This window comes from Dellaglioa sp. BT-FLS60, assembly GCF_054941065.1.
In genome coordinates this window covers 39,539-61,125 of record NZ_JBSOLI010000036.1, presented here as the reverse complement: position 1 = coordinate 61,125, position 21,587 = coordinate 39,539, and the positions used below count along the sequence as shown (strand labels likewise).

Below are 21,587 nucleotides of genomic sequence, written 5' to 3'. Positions count from 1 at the left end.
CATGACCTTTACATTGAAATTATAAACTTAATATATAAGTTAAATGTCGAGAATTTCTGGAGGAAGTTGTTATGAAAAAAGGACCTTTATTATTGATTGGTGGACTTTTATCAGTCATGTTATTAACACTAACTGGGTGTGAGACACAATCAAGCTCAGGCAAGTCAATAACAGTCGTTGGTTCGACGGCGTTACAGCCATTAGTTGAGGCGGCCGGTGAACAGTATGGCACTGAGAACGTTGGTGCTTTTATCAATGTTCAAGGTGGTGGCTCAGGAACAGGGTTGAGTCAAGTGCAAGAAAAAGCCGTTAGTATTGGTAACTCAGATGTTTTTGCTGAAGAAAAATCAGGTATCAAGGCGAGCAAACTCGTTGATCACCAAGTTGCCGTTGTTGGGATTACGCCAATTGTAAATAAAGGTGTTGGTGTTAAAAATGTTTCTAAGACACAGCTTATCAAAATTTTTACGGGTAAGTTAACAAATTGGAAACAATTAGGTGGTAAAGATTTACCAATTGTACTTTTAAATCGAGCATCCGGTTCAGGAACACGATTAACATTTGAAAAATGGGGCTTAGATGGTAAACAAAGTAAAGATGCACAAGAGCAAGACTCAACAGGGATGGTTCGACAAATTGTCGGAACAACGCCGGGTGCAATTAGTTACATGGCCTTCTCCTATGTTGATAAAACGGTTGAATCGTTATCCGTTGATAATGTCAAACCAACGGATAAGAATGTTACCACAAATAAATGGAAAATTTGGTCATATGAACATATGTACACGAATGGGGAACCCACAGGGCTAACAAAACAATTTTTAAATTACGTAATGTCAGACAAAATTCAGAAAAAAGTTGTTAGTAAATTAGGCTACATCTCAGCAACACAGATGAAAGTTAGTCGTTCTGTTGATGGTAAAATAACAATAATTAAGAAGGAGATGTAGTTATGGATCCGATTCGTGAAAGTTTACTTAAAAAGTCAAAGGCTTCTAAGCTTGAGACGCGTGGCAAAATTATTACGTATTTCTGTATTGGTTTAATTGTTGCTATTGTTCTTGCTATATTTTATTTTGTTGCTTCAAAAGGATTAGCTACTTTCTTTACTGATAAAGTTTCAATTAAAGATTTCTTATTAGGAAAAAACTGGAATCCGGGGACTGTTAGTAAATCAGGTAAACCTGAAGTTGGGGCTTTACCTATGATTTCTGGGTCATTCTTTGTAACGTTCCTATCTGCGTTGGTTGCAACACCATTTGCCATTGGAACAGCCATTTTCATGGTTGAAATATCACCTAATACAGGGAGCCGAATATTACAACCAGTAACTGAATTATTAGTTGGGATTCCTTCAGTTGTTTATGGATTCATTGGTCTTTCAGTTGTTGTACCATTCGTTCGACATCTTTTTGGTGGAACGGGATTTGGTATTTTATCAGGGACATTTGTTTTATTCGTTATGATTTTACCAACAGTGACGTCAATGACTGTTGATACATTAAAATCAGTGCCTCGTTATTATCGTGAAGCATCATTAGCCTTAGGGGCAACTCGCTGGCAAACTATTTATAAAGTTATTTTAAGAGCTGCAACACCAGGTATTATGACGGCCGTTGTTTTCGGTATGGCACGTGCCTTTGGTGAAGCTTTAGCCGTTCAAATGGTTATTGGTAATGCCTCATTGATGCCAACAAGTTTGATTACACCATCTTCAACTTTAACAAGTATTTTGACAATGGGAATTGGGAATACGGTCATGGGTTCATTAGAAAATAATGCACTTTGGTCACTTGCTTTAATTCTATTATTAATGTCATTATTCTTTAACATGGTTGTTAGATTAATTGGTAAGAGAGGGGCGCTTAAATAATGAATCCGAAAAAAGCAGATAAAATTGCAACAGGTATTTTGTACGGTATCGCAGGCTTTGTCGTTCTCATTTTAGCTGCCTTACTTGGCTACATATTGGTTCGAGGCGTGCCACATATCAGTTGGCATTTCTTAACTTCTCCCGCAAAATCATTCTCACGTGGTGGTGGGGTTGGTATTCAGTTATTTAATTCATTTTACTTATTACTTTTAACCTTATTAATTTCTTTTCCAATTTCATTGGGAGCGGGTATTTGGTTATCAGAGTATGCTAAAAATAACTGGATTACGACGGTTATTAGAACGTCAGTTGAAATTTTGAGTTCATTACCTTCAGTTGTTGTTGGACTTTTTGGCTTTTTAATTTTCGTTGTTCAATTTAACTTTGGGTTCTCCATTTTATCAGGAGCGTTGGCGTTAACCTTCTTCAATTTACCTTTATTAACCAGATCGATTGAAGAGTCGTTACGTGCCATTCCATATTCACAACGTGAAGCCGGATTTTCGTTAGGATTATCACGTTGGGAAACAGTCACAAGAGTCGTTGTTCCGGATGCAGTACCTGGTATTTTGACAGGGGTTATTTTAAGTGCTGGTCGTATCTTTGGTGAAGCGGCTGCTTTAATTTACACTGCCGGACAAAGTGCGCCTGCTCTAGATTTTACCAACTGGAATCCAGCTAATATTTCTAGCCCATTGAATCCCATGCGTCCAGCTGAAACATTGGCTGTTCATATTTGGAAGATTAATTCAGAAGGAATTATGCCTGATGCGTCAGCAGTTTCAGCTGGTGCGTCAGCAGTTTTAATCATCGCAGTGCTATTGTTTAACTTCTTAGCCCGATTCGGTGGCAAGGCACTTTATCGTAAAATTACATCAAGTAAATAAATCATTTAGGAGGTCAAGCATATGGTGGAAAATAAAAATGAAAAATCTAGAATTATGACCTTCAATGAAGACCAACATGAAATTGCTTTGAAAACAAAAGATTTACATGTTCATTACGGTTCTAATGAGGCTATCAGAGATGTTAGCTTACAATTTGAACGGTTTAAAATTACAGCTTTAATTGGTGCATCAGGTTCTGGTAAATCAACTTACCTTAGATCATTGAATCGGATGAATGATGGTATTGCCGATGTAACAGGTCAAATTATTTATCGTGATTTGGATATTAATAAAAATGATGTTGATATTTATGAAATGAGAAAACATATTGGGATGGTATTTCAACGCCCTAATCCATTTTCAAAATCAATTTATGAAAATATCACATTTGCTTTGAAACGGCATGGAATGAAAGACAAACAGTTACTGGCTGAACGTGTTGAAAAATCATTAAAACAGGCTGCGCTTTGGGACCAAGTTAAAGATGATTTAAATATGAGTGCGTTATCATTATCTGGTGGGCAACAACAACGATTATGTATTGCTAGAGCCATTGCAATGGAGCCTGATATTCTATTATTAGATGAGCCAGCAAGTGCTTTAGATCCTATTTCAAGTCGGATTGTTGAAGAATCATTATTGGAATTGAAAAAGAAATATACGATTGTGATTGTGACACATAATATGCAACAGGCATCACGTATTTCAGATTACACGGCCTTTTTCCATTCAGGTAATGCGGTTGAATTTGATAAAACGACAACTATTTTCACACGACCAACAATTAAATTAACGGATGACTATGTTTCAGGAAACTTCGGTTAAGGGGGAGCGCAAATGAGTAAAATAATTGAAACAAATGATGTTCATTTGTATTATGGTAAAAAAGAAGCCCTCAAAGGAATCAATCTTGATTTCAATGAAAAAGGGATTACCGCCCTAATTGGACCATCTGGTTGTGGTAAATCGACTTATTTAAGAACCTTAAATCGAATGAATGATCTTATTCCAGGTGTAACGATTACGGGTACGGTTAAATTAAAAAGCGAAGATATTTATGGGCCAAAAATGGATACTGTTAGTTTACGTAAAAATGTTGGGATGGTTTTTCAGCAGCCTAATCCATTTCCATTTTCAATTTACGAAAATGTGGTTTATGGGTTACGATTGGCTGGTGTTAAAGATAAAGCGACACTTGACGAAGCCGTTGAAAAAAGTTTGAAACAGGCGGCTGTCTGGGATGACGTTAAGGATGATTTGGGCAAAAATGCGCTTGCGTTATCTGGTGGACAGCAACAACGTGTCTGTATTGCTCGTGTCTTAGCGGTTGAACCTGAAGTCATTTTATTGGATGAACCAACAAGTGCTTTAGATCCTGGATCAAGTAGTAAAATTGAAAATATGTTGCTTGAACTGCGTGAAAAATATACTATTATAATAGTGACTCATAATTTACAGCAGGCTTCTCGAATTTCAGATCGGACAGCTTTCTTCTTAGAAGGTAATCTGATTGAAGTTGCCCCAACAAAAGAGTTATTTACACGACCTAAAAATCAAAAAACGGATGACTATATTAGTGGTCGATTCGGTTAAGAAAGGAAGACAAAATTATGCGATTACTTTTTGATGAAGAACAAGAAAAATTACACATTAGATTTAGCGAAATGGGCATGATGGTCAGTGAAGCCATTCATAAATCTGTCCGAGCCTTCATTAATCACGATAAAGAGTTGGCTCATGAGGTTATTGTTGGTGATTATAAAATTAATGAACGCGAAATGAAGTTGGAAAAGCAAACATTAGAAATGATTGCTTTGTATCAACCCGTTACGAGTGATTTAAGAGATATCGTTACTGTTTTGAAAGCAATTTCTGACCTAGAACGAATGGGCGATCATGCAGTCAGTATTGCAAGAGCAACGATTCGTGTTAAAGGGAATCCTAGAGTGCCAGAGATTGAAGAAGAAATTGGGATTATGGGTGATCATGCTCGTAAGATGGTCGAAGAAGTGTTAACAGCATATATTAAGAAAGATGCTGAAAAAGCACGTAAAGTTGCCAAATTAGATCTCGATATTGATCAATACTTCAGTACGATTTATGATCAATGTATTCATGAAATGAAGACGAATCCTGAAACGGTTGTCGGGAGTGCCGATTATTTAATGGTTGCCACTTACCTTGAGCGAATTGGTGATTATGTGACAAACGTTTGTGAATGGATTGTTTACTTGAAGAATGGTCGAATTACTGAATTGAATCCCGGTAAATCTGAGTTAGAAAAAGAAAATGAATAAGGTAATGATCGGCTAATAACTAACAATTTAACGATTGTTAGTTATTTTTGGTTTAAACGTTAAAAATTAGGTAAAAAACGCGTGTTAAAATTGTAAAATGAGTCTGATAAGAAGTACAATGATGTTAGATTATTCTGAATGGAGGAACTACAAAATGAAAACAAATAAAAAATTTACAAAATCAAACAACAGAATTATATCCGGCGTTGCAGCTGGACTTGCCGAATACTTGAATTGGAATCCAACCCTTGTTAGATTTTTATTCTTAATGTTAATTTTTGCGACAAAAGGTGCCTTTATACTTGTCTACATCTTATTAGCCATTAGCATTCCAGGGAAAAAGCGTTCATTTACTAGTTCTTTTGAACAGTTTACGTCTAACACTGGTCAACGTACTGGCTCGTCAACTAAAAATAAAAGTGATCGTAAAATTATAAAAGATGTTGAAGTAACAGATAATAAAAAATAACGATGAGGTGATATTTTATGGGATTTTGGCAACGTATTTTAATTAATGCCATACTGTTTTTGGCAATATCTGGTTTTTTTCCGGATACATTATTTGTTAAAAGTATTTGGGTCGCGTTAATTGCTAGTTTTGTACTGGCCGTTTTAAATATGCTGGTTAAACCATTTTTAGTGATTTTATCACTGCCAGTAACCGTTTTCAGTTTAGGCTTTTTCTATCTAATTATTAACGCATTTATGTTACAAATGACGTCATTTTTTGTGGGTAATGAATTTAGATTTTCAAGTTTTTGGTCGTCCTTCATCATATCAATTGTGATGAGTATTGCTAACACAGTCGTAACGAATTACTTTATCAGAAATAGACAATAGGGGGCAGCAAGATGGGAAATGAAGTTTCAGTTAGAAATTTAGTAGATGCAATGGGATTAACGGTTTTAATTGGGAAAGAGTACTTGGATGATAAAAAAATAACAACAAGTGATATTTCGCGTCCTGGTCTTGAATTAACGGGGTATTTTAACTTTTATCCTAAAGAACGCATTCAACTATTTGGTATGACAGAACATGCATATGCGAATGGGTTAACGCATGAAAATCGGCAAACGGTGATGAGTCAACTCGCAACAGAACAAACACCTTGTTTTGTGGTTTCAAATGATTTAGATGTGCCGCTTGAGTTATTGTCTATCGTTAAAGAAAGACATATTCCAATTTTAATTTCAAAATTGACGACGTCACGCCTATCATCTAATATGGTTAATTATTTGGAAGCCAAACTTGCTGAACGTCAATCAATACATGGCGTTTTAGTAGATATTTATGGACTTGGTGTCATGATTACAGGTGATTCAGGTGTTGGTAAATCTGAAACAGCGCTTGAACTAATCAGACGTGGACATCGGTTGATTGCGGATGATCGTGTGGATGTTTTTCAACAAGATGAAGAGACACTTGTTGGGGAAGCGCCTGTTATTTTAAAACATTTACTTGAAATTAGAGGCATTGGTATCATTGATATCATGAACTTGTTTGGTGCAGGTGCAGTCCGTGATGATACAGATATTTCACTTATTATTCACCTAGAAAATTGGACACCAGATAAACAGTTTGACCGATTAGGTAACGATGATGAATTTGTTAAAATTTTTGACGTCAATGTACCTAAAATTTCAGTCCCTGTTAAGACGGGACGTAATTTAGCTATCATTATTGAAGTAGCTGCAATGAACTTCCGTGCGAAAACAATGGGTTATGATGCAACTAAAGTATTTGAAGATAATTTAAATGGATTAATCCAAACAAATTCAAAAAAAGATTAGAGATTGGATGAGAGCAAATTGAATTTTTTATTAGGCGCATTGAACCCCATCGCACTTAAGTTAGGTTCCATTGAGGTTCGCTGGTATGGCGTGATAATTGCAAGTGCAGTGATTCTTGCGGTTATATTAGCCGTATTTGAAGGTAAACGGATAGGTATTGACGAAGACACCATTTATGACATGATTTTATGGGCATTACCAATCTCAATTATTTCCGCACGTATTTACTATGTTATATTCGAATGGCCCTATTATTCTCAAAATATCAGTGAAATTTATCGTATTTGGGATGGTGGTATCGCTATTTATGGTGGTTTAATCGGTGCAATGATTACAGTTATTGTTTTTTGCCGTCGTCGGAATTTATCAGCTTGGTTAATGTTTGACTTAGCTGCACCAGTAGTTTTACTTGCACAATCAATTGGGCGTTGGGGTAATTTTATGAACCAAGAAGCCCATGGTGGAAAAGTCACGTTACAGGCGTTGCAAAATTTACATTTACCGGGATTTATTATTAATCAAATGTCTATTAATGGAACGTACTATAAACCGACTTTTTTATATGAATCAGTGTGGAGCTTTGTTGGATTTTTGATATTGATTGCTTTGAGACATCGTGTTCATCTCTTTAAACGTGGTGAAATTATGTTTGCTTATCTGACCTGGTATTCATTTGGCCGTTTCTTCATTGAAGGGATGCGGACGGATAGTTTGATGTTATTTTCAACTATTCGTGTTTCTCAGGTTCTGTCACTAGTAATTTTTATTGGATCGATTAGCTGGTTATTATTGAGACGATACTGGGAACCACAGAATCAATGGTATTTAGATGGACAATAAGAATAATTTTTTCTCATAGTTAATGCTATTAGAGCCAAAATTTGGTATGCTTAGAGTGAATAAATTTTGAAGGAGATTATATAATGACAAAAAAAATAGCAGTATTAGGTGCAGGTTCTTGGGGTAGTATTCTTGCAGACATCTTAACTGAAAATGGTCACGATATCAGACTTTGGTCAAATGTTCCAGCACAAGTAGCGGAAATAAATGAGTTCCATACAAATACACATTACTTGGAAGATTACACTTATTCTAAAGATCTACATGCATATGAAGATTTACAAGAAGCTTTGGATCAAGTTGATGCTATTTTATTTGTTGTTCCAACAAAAGCAAGCCGTATTGTTGCTAAACAAGTAGCAGCAATCTTAAAAGAAACAGGTAATAAACCTATTATTATTCATGCAAGTAAAGGATTAGAACAAGTCACACATAAACGTATTTCAGAAGTTATCGAAGAAGAAATTCCTGCTGATATCCGTGGCAGTATTGTTGTCTTTTCTGGACCAAGTCATGCTGAAGAAGTTGCTAATCGCGATTTAACAACAATTGTATCAGCAAGTGCTGATGCAGCAGCAGCAAGTTTTGTTCAAGATATCTTTATGAACAAATTCTTAAGAATCTACACAAATAATGATGTTATTGGTGTAGAAATGGGTGCAGCTATGAAGAACATTATCGCTGTTGGTGCTGGTATGTTACATGGTATGGGCTATGGTGATAATGCTAAAGCCGCTTTAATTACACGTGGTTTAGCTGAAATTTCTCGTTTAGGAACATCATTTGGTGCTAACCAATTAACTTTTATGGGCCTTTCAGGTGTTGGTGATTTAATTGTTACTGCAACAAGTGTTCATTCACGTAACTGGCGTGCCGGTGATCAATTAGGTAGAGGAAAATCATTAGATGACGTGGTTGCCGATATGGGAATGGTCATTGAAGGTGTTGGGACAGCTAAAGCTGCTTATGAATTAGCACAACAACAAGGAATTGATATGCCAATTACAAATGCTATTTATGACGTTTTATATAATAATAAAGAAATTAACTCTGTGATTGATGCTTTAATTAATCGCGAAGGAAAATCTGAATTAGCAGAATAAAAGGGGATTACAATATGCAAAAAGTAAAAAAAGCCATCATTCCGGCTGCTGGATTAGGCACGCGTTTTTTACCAGCAACTAAAGCTATGGCAAAAGAAATGCTTCCAATTGTTGATAAACCAACGATTCAATTTATTGTTGAAGAGGCGCGTCAATCAGGTATAGAAGATATTTTGATTGTCACAGGTAAAGGTAAGAGACCGATTGAAGATCATTTTGATTCGGTGCCAGAACTTGAAGCTAATTTGACTGCAAAGCATAAGGATGAATTATTAAAATTAGTTGAAGAAACAACTGATATTAATTTATATTTCATTCGTCAATCACATCCACGAGGTCTTGGTGATGCCGTTTTAATGGCTAAAGACTTTGTTGGTGACGAACCTTTTGTTGTGATGTTAGGCGACGATTTAATGGAGGATAAAGTGCCATTAACGCGTCAACTAATGAATCGTTTTGATGAAACACATGCATCGACTTTAGCTGTGATGAAGGTCCCACACGAAGAAGTATCGAAGTATGGGGTGATTAATCCGGAAACAGAAGTTAAACCTGGATTATTCAACGTTAAAAATTTTGTTGAAAAGCCTGAACCTGAAGATGCACCTAGTGATTTGGCAATTATTGGACGTTATTTATTAACACCTGAGATTTTTGGTATTCTTGAACATCAAAAACCGGGTGCTGGTAATGAAGTTCAATTAACCGACGCTATTGATGCATTGAATAAAGTACAACGTGTTTTTGCTCACGAATTTAAAGGGACTCGTTATGATGTCGGCTATAAATTTGGTTATTTAAAAACAAGCATTGAGTATGGGTTGAAGCATAAAGAAGTTAAAGATGAATTAAAAGAATATTTGAAGACTTTAGGTGCAAAATTAATTGCAGAAGATGCGGCTAAGAGTAAGTAATAGCCGTTAAAGTCAAATGGGTCACAAGTTAGTTAAACTTGGGACCTGTTTTTATTTAAATGGTCAAGCAATAAAATGGACAAAAAAAGTGCCATGAGGTATTGTTATGTTACTTACTAAAAGGAAGAAGGTTGGACTAATGACAAAAAAATATGATGTTGTCGTGATTGGTGCTGGTCCCGGTGGAATGACTGCTGCGCTCTATGCATCACGTGCAAATCTGTCAGTTTTGATGATTGATCGTGGGATTTATGGTGGTCAAATGAATAATACGGCCGAAGTTGAAAATTATCCTGGTTTTAAATCAATTTTGGGACCTGATTTGGCAAAAGAAATGTATGAAAGTTCAACACAATTCGGTGCAGAATATGCTTATGGAAGTGTGAACGATATTACAACTGAAGGTGATACGAAATTCATCACAACAGATAGTGATGTCTTTGAAACAAAAGCCTTAGTTATTGCGACGGGTTCAGAATATAAAAAATTAGGTGCTGAAGGCGAAGAAGCCTTTGGTGGCCGAGGTGTGTCATATTGTGCCGTGTGTGATGGGGCATTCTTTAAAAATCGTGAAGTGGTTGTCATCGGTGGCGGTGATTCAGCGATTGAAGAAGGATCTTATTTAACACAATTGGCATCAAAAGTGACGGTTATTCATCGTCGTGATAAATTACGTGCTCAAAAAATCTTACAAGATCGTGCCTTTGCAAACGATAAAATGAATTTTGTTTGGGATAGTAATGTGACGGATATTGTTGGTGATGATCGTAAAGTAACTGGTGTAAAAGTCACAAATAATAAAACTGGTGAAACGTCAGAAGTTCCTGCGAGTGGTGTCTTTATCTATGTTGGTGTTAAACCAATGACGATGGCATTCACAAAGCTTGGTATTACGGATGATTACGGCTGGATTCCAACAGACGAACATATGCGTACAAACGTACCTGGCATTTTCGCTATTGGTGATGTTCGTAAAAAAGAATTACGTCAAATTACAACTGCTGTTGGTGATGGTGGTATCGCTGGACAACAAGTATTTAGTTATCTAGAATCATTAAAAGATGCAGAATTAAGCTAATCTATTAAATAAGCCTTTTGTGGGGCTTATTTTTTTTAGTTGACTTTATGTGCATGTGCACATTATAATAGTCTAAGCTACTGATATGCAATTAAGGCATAAATGTAAATCTAAGTGAGAAGAGAGTTAGAATGACAAACAAAAAAAGAAATACAATTGGTGCTGTTTTATTAATTGCGACTTTTGCCGCCTTATTAAATCAGACATTAATGATTACCGCATTACCAAAATTAATTTCAGTTTTAAATGTTAACCTTGCAACCGCACAATGGTTAACGACAGGTTACGTGCTAATGGTTGGAATTTCAACGCCATTATCAGCAACTTTATACGAAAAATATTCAACAAGACAAATTTTCGTTGGTATTATGGTCGTTTTTCTGATTGGTAGTATTGTTGCCTCAAGTGGCGCTAATTTTTGGGCAATTCTAATTGGCCGATTAATTCAAGCAGCAGCTGGTGGCGTATTAACGACCTTCACTATGGTCAGTATGATTGCCATTAATCCAATCGAACGTCGTGGTACGGTGATGGGACTTGCTATGTTGGTGATTTCAGCTGCACCCGCAATTGGTCCAACTTTATCAGGTATTATGATTACCTTTTTACCATGGAGAGCCTTATTTATTTTCATTATTCCAATTATGTTGGTGATTTTAATTGTTGGGTTATTCATTTTACCTAACTATTCAGAAAAACAAGATGTTAAAATTGATTTTAATTCATTCTTTTCATCATTAATTGGATTGACTGCTATTTTAATTGGTATTTCAATTCTTGGAAATCAATTGTTAATTGCACTTGCTCTAATTATTATTGGTATTTTAGTTTTGATCTATTTTGGTCGTCGTCAATTAACGTTAAAAGAACCCTTTTTAAATATTCGTATTTTTAAAGTGCGTTCATTCTCAACTATGATTTCGTTAATTATGCTCGTTTTTGGTATTTTAATGGCAACAGAATTAGTCATGCCAATGTTCTTAGAAAATAATCAACATTTATCAGGGATGACTGCTGGATTAATTATGTTACCCGGAGCTGCAATTAATGCAATTATTTCACCTATTGTTGGTAATCTTTATGATCAATATGGTTACAAAAAAATATTTACATTTGGCTTTTTAATGTTATTTATTTCAGTATTGCCAATGCTATTTTTAACAGTAACATTCCCAGTTTGGTTATCGGTTGTTACGTATGCTATTCGATTAACGGGGGTTGGTGCGATTATGGCACCTGCTACAACAGAAGCTTTGAAAGATTTAAATCCAATGGAAATCAATCATGCAACGACGTTGACGAATACCTTACGTCAAGTGAGTGGGTCATTGTTCAATACAATCATTATTGTTATTGCTAGTATTCCAGCATCATTTGTTGTTGGATACCGTTTTTCAATGATCTTTATCATGATTGTTTCAATTGTGATTGGATTAGTTGGTCTAGTGTACTTCAGAAAAACAAGTAAGGCTTAAAAATGAATCGAAAAAAACAAATCTACTAAGATTTGTTTTTTTATTTACTTAGTATTATTGAATCAGTATACTTTAGAAGAAGTAAAGATTAAGGAGTTTTGGGATGCAAAATATAAATGAAGATTCTTTTTATGACACGCATGAAGTTGAAAAATTGACAACGATTTACAACAGAATGATTCGATTAAGAATAAATGATGCGGTAAAAGAATATAAGCTTTCTGAAAGTAATTTTTTTTATGTGTTATTGGTTTGTGAGTCACCCGGCGTTAGTCAGGATAAGCTAATCCAAAATATTTATCGGGATCACAGTATTGTGACACGTGCTATCTCAAAACTAATCGAAAATGGTTGGATAGAAAAGAAAAGGTCATCAATAGACAGACGGCAGACAGAGCTCTATCCAACGCTGAAAGCAATAGATAATTATCAAGCCATTTTTGATCGAATCACAGCTGTTAACGAGGAAAGTGTGTCGGCACTTAGTGAGGAAGAAACAGATCAGTTTAAGCATATTTTGGAAAAAGTGACTCAATCGGGAATTGAACGTGAGCGTCTTGCAGGTAAAAAAATATCGGAATTATCTTGATATCTTTTTTTAATCCTGAATAGTAAGCGTATTTATTGTATAATGAGATTATTATATGAATGGGAGTGATATTTTTGACATGGGAAGATAGTTATTTAACATGGTTAAACGAAGAAACATTAGATGCAACATTGAAAAATCAAATTGTTTCACTTAAAAATAATCAAGAAGACTTAAAAGATGCTTTTTATCAACCAATGGAATTTGGTACTGCTGGAATGCGTGGTTTGATGGGACCTGGGATTAACAGGATGAACATCTATACAATTCGCCAAGCGACTGAAGGCCTAGCTCGGTTTATGGATACTTTGGACGATGCAATTAAATTACGTGGCGTCGCCATTAGTTATGATTCTCGTTACCAATCACAAGAATTTGCTATGGAATCAGCTAAAGTCTTGGGTGCTCATGGTATTCCAAGTTTTGTTTTTGAAAGCTTACGTCCAACACCAGAATTATCATTCGCAGTTCGTCATTTGGCTACTTATGCTGGAATCATGATTACAGCTAGTCACAATCCTAAACAATACAATGGTTATAAGATTTACGGTGAAGATGGTGGTCAAATGCCACCTAAAGAATCAGATATGATTACTGGTTTTGTCCGTGAAGCTGATGATTTATTTGCTATTCAAGTAGGCGATGAAACAGCATTAAAAGCTGATAAAACAATTCAAATTATCGGTGAAGCAGTTGATGCTGCTTACCTTGCTGAAGTTAAAAAAGTCACAATTAATCAAAAATTAGTTGATGAAGTTGGGGCTTCAATGAAACTTGTCTTCACGCCACTTCATGGTACAGGTAAAATGTTGGGCGAACGTGCTTTAAAACAAGCAGGGTTTGAACAATTTAAAATTGTGCCTGAACAAGCGGAAGGTGATCCTGAATTTCCAACAATCAAGTTGCCTAATCCAGAAGATGCACCAGCATTTGATTTAGCTATCAAATGGGGTCGTCGTGAACATGCTGATTTATTAATCGCTGTTGATCCAGATGCTGATCGTATGGGAGTTGCCGTTCGACAAGCTGATGGGGAATACAAATTATTGACAGGTAACCAAATTGCTGCATTAATGTTCAATTACATTTTGACAGCAACTGAAGCAGCTGGAACATTGCCTGCTAATGCTGTTGGGGTTAAATCAATTGTGTCTAGTGAACTTGCAACTAAAATTGCTGAAGCACATCATACGAAAATGATTAATGTTTTAACGGGATTTAAATTTATTGCAGAACAAATTAAAAGTTATGAAGAAACGAATGCACATACTTTCATGTTTGGGTTTGAAGAAAGTTACGGTTACTTAATTCGTCCGTTCGTTCGTGATAAAGATGCTATCCAAGCCTTAGTGATGTTGTCTGAAGTTGCGGCATATTACAAACAATTTGATAAAACTTTATCTGATGGATTAGATGATTTGTTCAAAGAATATGGGTATTATGCTGAAAATACGAAAGCTTTAACATTTGAAGGTATTGAAGGTGTTCAAAAAATTAAAGACTTAATGACTATTTTCCGTGATGATGCGCCTAAAGATTTTGCTGGCTATAAAGTGACTAAGTTAGAAGATTTCACAACAGGTATGGCGCAATTAGCTGATGGCACATCTGAAGAAATCGGATTACCCACAGCAAATGCTTTAAAATATATCTTAGAAGATAGTTCTTGGATCGCAATTCGACCTTCAGGAACAGAACCTAAAATTAAATTTTACGTGGGAACACAAGCTGACACTAATGAGAAGGCTCAAGCTAAGTGTCTTGCCTTTGAAGAAGCTATTATGGCTATTGTTAACGCCTAATTTGAAAATAGTGTGATAGAAGCACTTAAAAATAAAAGTTGATTATACCAAAAAGGCGATATTTAGAGATTTTTTCTCTAAATGTTGTCTTTTTTATAATGATTAAAAAGGTATAAGTTTTTTGTTAATAACTAGTGACGCTTGAATTGTCTTTTTAATATGTGGTAAGATTGTAAAAATTTAAGTAAAAAATGAGAAGGAGCTGTTAATATGGGAATGCATCAATACCTACAAAGTTTAAGCAATTTAGAAACACTGAGACGAGCACCAGGCTATTTTAAATATGAAGAACATTCGGTAGCTGAGCATTCATTCAAAGTAACAGAGGCTGCTCAATTTTTAGGGGACGTTGAAGAAAACGCTGGTAATAAGATTAATTGGCGCATGTTATATGAAAAAGCATTGAATCATGATTATACAGAACGGTTTATTGGTGATATTAAAACGCCAGTGAAGTATGCAACGCCGACGTTAAGAGAAATGTTAGCAAACGTTGAAGAATCATTATCTGAAAACTTTATTAAAAATGAAATTCCAGAAGAATTTCAAGATGCTTATCGTCGTCGATTATCAGAAGGTAAGGATGATACTTTAGAAGGTAAAATTTTATCCGTAGCTGATAAGCTAGATTTGTTATATGAATCATTTGGCGAAATTCAAAAAGGTAATCCTGAAGCGGTTTATACTGAAATTTATCAAGAAAGTTTGAAAACAATTTTGGGATTTTCTGATTTGGCTAGTGTTCAATATATTTTGAAAGAAATTTTACCCGAATTGTTAACTGAAGATTTTACGGATAAAGATAAAATCAAAAAAATAACGTTGGATATTATTAAAAAATAGATCACGCATGTGTGAAAGATTGGGTTGTATGCTAAAATAATGCATACAGAACAATCTTTTTTTATAGAAAAATTTTTAGATGTTTCAAAGCCATCTACTAAGGTGATAATGTTCAAAAAAGGATCATAGGGAGAATTTAATGAAAACCGCGATTGTAACTGATAGTGCTTCGTATATTGATCCAAAAGTAGCCGAAGCTCAAAAGATTATTGTTGTACCAATTACTGTTATTTTTGGACAACAAACTTATTTAGAAGATGTGGAAATTTCTTCTTCTGAATTTTATGAAAGAATGCAAAATACTGATAAATTACCAACAACGTCACAAGTCACAATGGGACAAATGCAAGTTGTCTTTGATAAATTAATTGCCGAAGGCTTTGATGAAGTGATTTCAATTCATCTTTCAACAGGAATTACAAGTTTTGTGGATAATTTGCGTGCTTATTCGAAAAATGTTGAAGGGATTACCGTTTATCCTATTGACTCTAAAGCAGCCAGTTCCGCAGAAGCTTTTCTTGTATTGAAAGCGGCTCAGTTAGTGGCTCAAGGTGAGCATGCTGAGACAATTGTGCCTAAGTTAGAAGCCATGCGTGAGACAGTTGGTATTTTCTTTGTTGTGGACAACTTGAGCCATTTGCTTAGAACGGGACGCATGACAAATAGTGCCGCATTTGTCGGTAATTTATTGCAAATTAAACCTATTTTGACTTTTAATCATGAAGGTAAAATTATTCCTTTAACCAAAGAACGTACTAAAAAACGGGCTTTTCAACGTGTGATGGCAGATTTTGCAGATGCGATTAAAGAAGTCAGCTATCCGATTCGTGTTAGTATTGTTGATGCAAATAATCCCGAAGATAGTGCGAAGTGGGTTGCCTTTATTAAAGCTAACTATCCTGAAATACCAGTTGAAGTTAGTCATATTGGACCTGTTATTGGTGTTCACACTGGCGAAAAAACGATGGGCCTTATTTGGGGCCGTGATTATTTAGTTGATTAAGTTATCTTGAAAAAATAAGTGAGATGTCGTGCGAAAGTATGTTCGGTATGCTAATATAATTGATAGAGAATAATCATTTTTAAATGAGCCTGGTAGGTTATTCCGGGCTTTTTTTATTTAAAAAAAGAATTGCATTGGAGGGATTAACTTGATTGATAGACATGATGATGGTGTTTTTGATTTAGTATCAAAGTACGAACCAACTGGTGATCAACCCAACGCTATTGCAACTTTAGTAAATGGGTTGAATGATGGGGAAAAAGAACAAATTTTAATGGGTGCAACAGGAACAGGTAAGACATTTACGATTGCGAATGTGATTAAGGATGTTAATCGTCCGACGTTAGTGCTTGCACATAATAAAACATTAGCTGGTCAATTATATGGCGAATTAAAAGAATTCTTTCCGAATAACGCGGTAGAATATTTTGTGAGTTATTATGATTATTATCAACCAGAAGCGTACGTCCCTTCAAGTGATACGTACATTGAAAAGGATTCAAGCATTAATGATGAAATTGATAAATTACGACATTCAGCAACCAGTTCATTATTAGAACGTAATGATGTCATTGTGGTTGCCTCTGTTTCAAGTATCTTTGGATTGGGTGATCCAACAGAGTATCGAGATCATGTTATTTCTCTACGGACTGGAATGACAATGGAACGTGACGATTTACTTAGAAAATTAGTGGATATTCAATTTGAACGAAATGATATTGATTTTCAACGTGGCCGTTTTAGAGTCCATGGAGATATTGTGGAAATATTCCCTGCATCTCGTGACCAAAAGGCTGTCCGTGTTGAATTTTTCGGCGATGAAATTGATCGTATCCGTGAAGTTGATTCATTAACGGGTGAAGTGATGGGTGAATTAGAACATATGGCTATTTTCCCCGCAACTCATTTTATGACAAATGACAATGTGATGGACCATGCAATTGAAGGCATCGAAATGGAACTTGCTGATCGATTAAAAGAATTAAAAGGCGAAGAAAAATTACTAGAAGCTCAAAGGCTAGAGCAACGGACAACTTATGATTTGGAAATGTTACGTGAAATGGGCTACACATCCGGTATTGAGAATTACTCACGACATATGGATGGTCGTAAACCTGGCGAACCGCCTTATACATTAATCGATTTCTTTCCAAAAGATTTTTTAATTGTAGTGGATGAATCACATGTTACGATGCCCCAAATCCGAGGCATGTACAATGGTGATCGTGCTCGTAAACAAATGTTGGTAGATTATGGATTTCGCTTACCCAGTGCGCTAGATAATCGGCCATTAACGATTGCTGAGTTTGAAGGGCATGTTAACCAAGTTATTTATATGTCTGCGACGCCAGGACCTTATGAAATGGAACGGACAACAAATGTTGTTCAACAAATCATTCGACCAACGGGACTACTTGATCCAATTATTGAAGTGCGTCCAATTATGGGGCAAATAGATGATTTAGTCGGCGAAATAAATTTGCGTGTTGAACGAAATGAACGTGTTTTTGTCACAACTTTGACCAAGAAAATGTCGGAAGATTTAACTGATTATTTGAAAGAATTAGGGATGAAGGTTGCGTACTTGCATAGTGATATTAAGACAATGGAACGAACGAAAATTATTCGTGATTTACGTTTGGGGACATTTGATGTTTTAATTGGGATTAATTTGTTGCGTGAAGGAATTGATGTCCCTGAAGTATCATTGGTGACTATTTTAGATGCTGATAAAGAAGGCTTTTTACGTAGTGAACGGTCATTAGTTCAAACAATTGGACGTGCTGCTCGTAATGAGAATGGGCGTGTCATTATGTATGCTGACAAAGAAACGGATTCCATGAAGGCTGCGATTGAAGAAACACAACGTCGCCGTGATATCCAAATGGCTTACAATAAAGAGCATAATATTACACCAACTACAATTAAAAAGGCAATTCGTGAGTTAATTACACCAACTAAAATTGAAGATAATTCAGGAACAGTTAAGACATTTACTGAAACTGAGTTTTTGGATTTGGATAAAAAAGAACAACAAGATATGGTTGATCGCTTAGAAGAACAAATGAAAGAAGCTGCTAAAAAATTAGATTTCGAGACGGCTGCATCATTGCGTGATACTGTACTAGAATTAAAAACACAGATGTTATAATAGGAGGATTTTTCTTGAAAAACGATAAAATTGTGATTCATGGTGCACGTGCCCATAATTTAAAAAATGTGGACGTCACTATCCCAAGAGACAAGCTAGTTGTCATCACTGGGCTCTCAGGATCGGGGAAAAGTTCCTTAGCTTTCGATACCCTTTACGCTGAAGGCCAACGACGTTACGTTGAAAGTTTATCTGCGTATGCACGTCAATTTTTAGGTCAGATGGATAAGCCAGATGTTGACTCGATTGATGGGTTATCACCTGCGATTTCAATTGACCAAAAAACGACTTCAAAAAACCCACGTTCAACAGTTGGGACGGCAACTGAAATTAATGATTATTTAAGATTATTATGGGCAAGAGTGGGGCATCCCATTTGTCCAAATGATGGTCATGAAATTACGAGTCAATCCGTTGAACAGATGGTTGATCGCGTTTTGGAATTAGAAGATCGCACAAAACTACAAATTTTATCACCCATTATTCGTAATAAAAAAGGACAACATAAAAAGATTTTTGAAACAATTAAACGTGAAGGATTTGTTCGTGTACGAGTTGATGGTGAATTACATGATATTGATGAAGACTTTAATCTCGAAAAAAATATTAAACATTCAATTGATATTGTGATTGACCGAATTGTTGTTAAAGAAGGTATCCGATCACGTTTATTTGATTCATTTGAAGCTGCCTTACGCTTATCATCTGGGTATGCAACAGCAGATATTCTTGATGGTGATGCAGATGGTGCTACGATTCAATTCTCTGAACATTATGCTTGCCCTATCTGTGGATTTACAGTGGGTGAATTAGAACCACGTTTGTTCTCATTCAATGCTCCTTTTGGCGCATGTGAAACTTGTGATGGATTAGGAATGAAGTTAGAAGTCGATGAAGATTTAGTTGTGCCTGACCCAACTAAAACGTTGGCTGATGGCGCCATTGAACCTTGGAATCCAATTAGTTCGCAATATTATCCTTCAATGTTGGCGCAAGCCGCAGAAGCATTTGGTATTCCAATGGATGTGTCATTTGAAACGTTAACGGATGAACAACGCGATATTGTTTTAAACGGTGCAGGTACTCGTGAATTTCATTTTCATTATGCTAATGATTTTGGTGGTATTCGCGATGTTGATGCTCTATTTGAGGGTGTTATGACTAATATTAGTCGCCGTTATGCGGAAACAAATAGTGATTTTACACGTGACCAAATGCGCAAGTATATGACGAGTTTGACGTGTCAAACCTGTCATGGTTACCGTTTAAATCGTAAAGCATTAGCTGTCCAAATTAATGGTCAGCATATTGGTAAAATTTCTGCTCTTTCAATTGGTGCTGGTTTACCTTTCTTTGATAATATTGAATTGTCAGAAAAAGAAGCTATAATAGCCGCACCAATTTTGAAAGAGATTCGTGATCGCCTTACTTTCTTGCAAAATGTGGGTCTAAATTATCTCACATTATCTCGTTCAGCTGGAACTTTGTCAGGTGGGGAAGCGCAACGGATCCGATTGGCAACACAAATTGGATCAAATTTATCAGGTGTCTTATATATTTTAGATGAACCTTCAATCGGATTACATCAACGAGATAATGATCGTTTGATTGAATCACTTAAGAAAATGCGTGATTTGGGCAACACATTAATCGTCGTAGAACATGATGAGGATACAATGATGGCTGCCGATTATTTAATTGATGTTGGTCCTGGCGCTGGCGAATTGGGTGGTGAAATTGTTGCTGCCGGAACGCCTACACAAGTTAAAAAGAGTCGTAAGTCATTAACGGGACAATACCTTTCTGGTAAAAAGTTTATTTCATTACCAGAAACACGTCGTGATGGTAATGGTAAGAAAATTCGGATTACTGGTGCAAAAGAAAATAATTTGAAAAATATTACTGTTGATTTTCCTTTAGGTGAATTCATTACTGTAACGGGTGTTTCAGGCTCTGGTAAATCAACTTTGGTAAACGGTATTTTGAAAAAAGTATTGGCACAAAAGTTAAACCGCAATTCTGAAAAACCTGGTAAATATAAATCTGTTTCTGGTGTTCAAAATATTGAAAGTGTGATTAATATTGATCAAAGCCCAATTGGACGCACACCACGAAGTAATCCCGCAACTTATACAGGTGTCTTTGACAATATTCGTGATTTATTTGCTGAAACCAATGAAGCTAAATTACGTGGCTATAAAAAAGGCCGTTTTAGTTTCAATGTTAAAGGTGGCCGGTGTGAAGCCTGTAAGGGTGATGGAATTATTAAAATTGAGATGAATTTCTTACCAGATGTTTATGTACCATGTGAAATTTGTCATGGTGCGCGGTATAATTCTGAAACACTTGAAGTAACCTACAAGAATAAGACAATCGCTGATATTTTGGATTTAAAAGTGGGAGAAGCGTTAAAATTCTTCGAACCAATTCCTAAGATTCGACGTAAGTTACAGACAATTGTGGATGTCGGGTTAGGCTATGTTTCATTAGGTCAATCTGCGACGACGTTGTCTGGTGGTGAAGCCCAACGAATGAAATTGGCTTCTGAATTACATCGCCAATCAAATGGAAAAAGTTTCTACATTTTAGATGAACCTACAACTGGGTTGCATACGGATGATATTAAACGATTACTCGGTGTGTTAAATCGATTAGTTGATGCTGGAAATACCGTATTAGTGATTGAACATAACTTAGACGTCATTAAAACATCTGACCACTTAATTGATTTGGGTCCAGAAGGTGGCGAGGGTGGTGGTACCGTGCTCGCAACTGGAACGCCAGAAGAAATTGCTGAAGTGCCCGCAAGTTATACAGGACATTATCTAAAAAAAATCTTAGAACGTGATCGTGCACGAATGAATAAATAAGTGATTTTGAGAAGGCAGATGAGAATCTGTCTTTTTTTATGACCTTTTTATGAAAAAATCAGTGATTTTAC

At 35.8% G+C, this 21,587-nt stretch carries 20 protein-coding genes; all 20 read left to right on the top strand.

Translation table 11 applies throughout. From position 1 onward, the window contains the following. Positions 1–71: 71 nt before the first annotated feature. Positions 72–950: a phosphate ABC transporter substrate-binding protein PstS family protein gene (locus tag ACVQ8P_RS07555; protein ID WP_462298610.1), complete on the top strand. Its 879-nt coding sequence runs from the start codon at positions 72–74 to the stop codon at positions 948–950. Positions 951–952: 2 nt separating this feature from the next. Next, a complete protein-coding gene (gene pstC, locus ACVQ8P_RS07550; RefSeq protein ID WP_462298609.1) occupies positions 953–1,873 on the top strand; it encodes a phosphate ABC transporter permease subunit PstC in 921 nt (306 codons plus the stop codon). Beyond that, positions 1,873–2,760: a phosphate ABC transporter permease PstA gene (gene pstA / locus ACVQ8P_RS07545; RefSeq protein ID WP_462298608.1), complete on the top strand. Its 888-nt coding sequence runs from the start codon at positions 1,873–1,875 to the stop codon at positions 2,758–2,760. The genes pstC and pstA overlap by 1 nt, the downstream gene beginning before the upstream one ends. Before the next feature lie 21 nt (positions 2,761–2,781). Then, complete coding sequence (pstB, locus tag ACVQ8P_RS07540) at positions 2,782–3,585, top strand: phosphate ABC transporter ATP-binding protein PstB (RefSeq protein ID WP_462298607.1); 804 nt, start codon at positions 2,782–2,784, stop codon at positions 3,583–3,585. 12 nt (positions 3,586–3,597) lie between these two features. Continuing rightward, complete coding sequence (gene pstB, locus ACVQ8P_RS07535) at positions 3,598–4,353, top strand: phosphate ABC transporter ATP-binding protein PstB (RefSeq protein WP_462298606.1); 756 nt, start codon at positions 3,598–3,600, stop codon at positions 4,351–4,353. 17 nt (positions 4,354–4,370) lie between these two features. Beyond that, positions 4,371–5,057 (top strand): phosphate signaling complex protein PhoU, encoded by a 687-nt coding sequence (gene phoU, locus ACVQ8P_RS07530; protein ID WP_462298605.1) that lies wholly within the window; start codon positions 4,371–4,373, stop codon positions 5,055–5,057. 154 nt (positions 5,058–5,211) lie between these two features. Continuing rightward, entirely contained in the window at positions 5,212–5,526 is a 315-nt protein-coding gene (locus tag ACVQ8P_RS07525) for a PspC domain-containing protein (protein WP_462298604.1), read from the top strand. 17 nt (positions 5,527–5,543) lie between these two features. After that, positions 5,544–5,897: a phage holin family protein gene (locus ACVQ8P_RS07520; protein ID WP_462298603.1), complete on the top strand. Its 354-nt coding sequence runs from the start codon at positions 5,544–5,546 to the stop codon at positions 5,895–5,897. A gap of 11 nt (positions 5,898–5,908) precedes the next feature. After that, a complete protein-coding gene (gene hprK, locus ACVQ8P_RS07515; RefSeq protein ID WP_462298602.1) occupies positions 5,909–6,847 on the top strand; it encodes an HPr(Ser) kinase/phosphatase in 939 nt (312 codons plus the stop codon). A gap of 18 nt (positions 6,848–6,865) precedes the next feature. Further along, the gene (gene lgt, locus ACVQ8P_RS07510) at positions 6,866–7,687 is read left to right on the top strand and encodes a prolipoprotein diacylglyceryl transferase (RefSeq protein WP_462298831.1); all 822 of its coding nucleotides are present in this window, start codon (positions 6,866–6,868) and stop codon (positions 7,685–7,687) included. Positions 7,688–7,770: 83 nt separating this feature from the next. Then, entirely contained in the window at positions 7,771–8,790 is a 1,020-nt protein-coding gene (locus ACVQ8P_RS07505; RefSeq protein WP_462298601.1) for an NAD(P)H-dependent glycerol-3-phosphate dehydrogenase, read from the top strand. 14 nt (positions 8,791–8,804) lie between these two features. Continuing rightward, positions 8,805–9,704 carry a UTP--glucose-1-phosphate uridylyltransferase GalU gene (galU, locus tag ACVQ8P_RS07500; protein WP_462298600.1) on the top strand — a complete coding sequence of 300 codons (900 nt, stop codon included), beginning with the start codon at positions 8,805–8,807 and terminating at the stop codon, positions 9,702–9,704. A 139-nt stretch (positions 9,705–9,843) separates the two neighbouring features. Next, positions 9,844–10,782 (top strand): thioredoxin-disulfide reductase, encoded by a 939-nt coding sequence (gene trxB / locus ACVQ8P_RS07495; protein ID WP_462298599.1) that lies wholly within the window; start codon positions 9,844–9,846, stop codon positions 10,780–10,782. 131 nt (positions 10,783–10,913) lie between these two features. Continuing rightward, entirely contained in the window at positions 10,914–12,257 is a 1,344-nt protein-coding gene (locus tag ACVQ8P_RS07490; protein ID WP_462298598.1) for a DHA2 family efflux MFS transporter permease subunit, read from the top strand. Between the two features lie 103 nt (positions 12,258–12,360). Then, positions 12,361–12,846: a MarR family winged helix-turn-helix transcriptional regulator gene (locus tag ACVQ8P_RS07485; protein ID WP_462298597.1), complete on the top strand. Its 486-nt coding sequence runs from the start codon at positions 12,361–12,363 to the stop codon at positions 12,844–12,846. A 74-nt stretch (positions 12,847–12,920) separates the two neighbouring features. Continuing rightward, positions 12,921–14,648 (top strand): phospho-sugar mutase, encoded by a 1,728-nt coding sequence (locus ACVQ8P_RS07480; RefSeq protein WP_462298596.1) that lies wholly within the window; start codon positions 12,921–12,923, stop codon positions 14,646–14,648. Between the two features lie 210 nt (positions 14,649–14,858). Continuing rightward, positions 14,859–15,491 carry a YfbR-like 5'-deoxynucleotidase gene (locus tag ACVQ8P_RS07475; RefSeq protein WP_462298595.1) on the top strand — a complete coding sequence of 211 codons (633 nt, stop codon included), beginning with the start codon at positions 14,859–14,861 and terminating at the stop codon, positions 15,489–15,491. A gap of 139 nt (positions 15,492–15,630) precedes the next feature. Further along, positions 15,631–16,494, top strand: a complete 864-nt coding sequence (locus tag ACVQ8P_RS07470) for a DegV family protein (protein ID WP_462298594.1) — start codon at positions 15,631–15,633, stop codon at positions 16,492–16,494. Between the two features lie 148 nt (positions 16,495–16,642). After that, positions 16,643–18,646 carry an excinuclease ABC subunit UvrB gene (gene uvrB / locus ACVQ8P_RS07465; protein ID WP_462298593.1) on the top strand — a complete coding sequence of 668 codons (2,004 nt, stop codon included), beginning with the start codon at positions 16,643–16,645 and terminating at the stop codon, positions 18,644–18,646. A gap of 14 nt (positions 18,647–18,660) precedes the next feature. Next, the gene (gene uvrA, locus ACVQ8P_RS07460) at positions 18,661–21,516 is read left to right on the top strand and encodes an excinuclease ABC subunit UvrA (RefSeq protein ID WP_462298592.1); all 2,856 of its coding nucleotides are present in this window, start codon (positions 18,661–18,663) and stop codon (positions 21,514–21,516) included. The last annotated feature ends 71 nt before the right edge of the window (positions 21,517–21,587 follow it).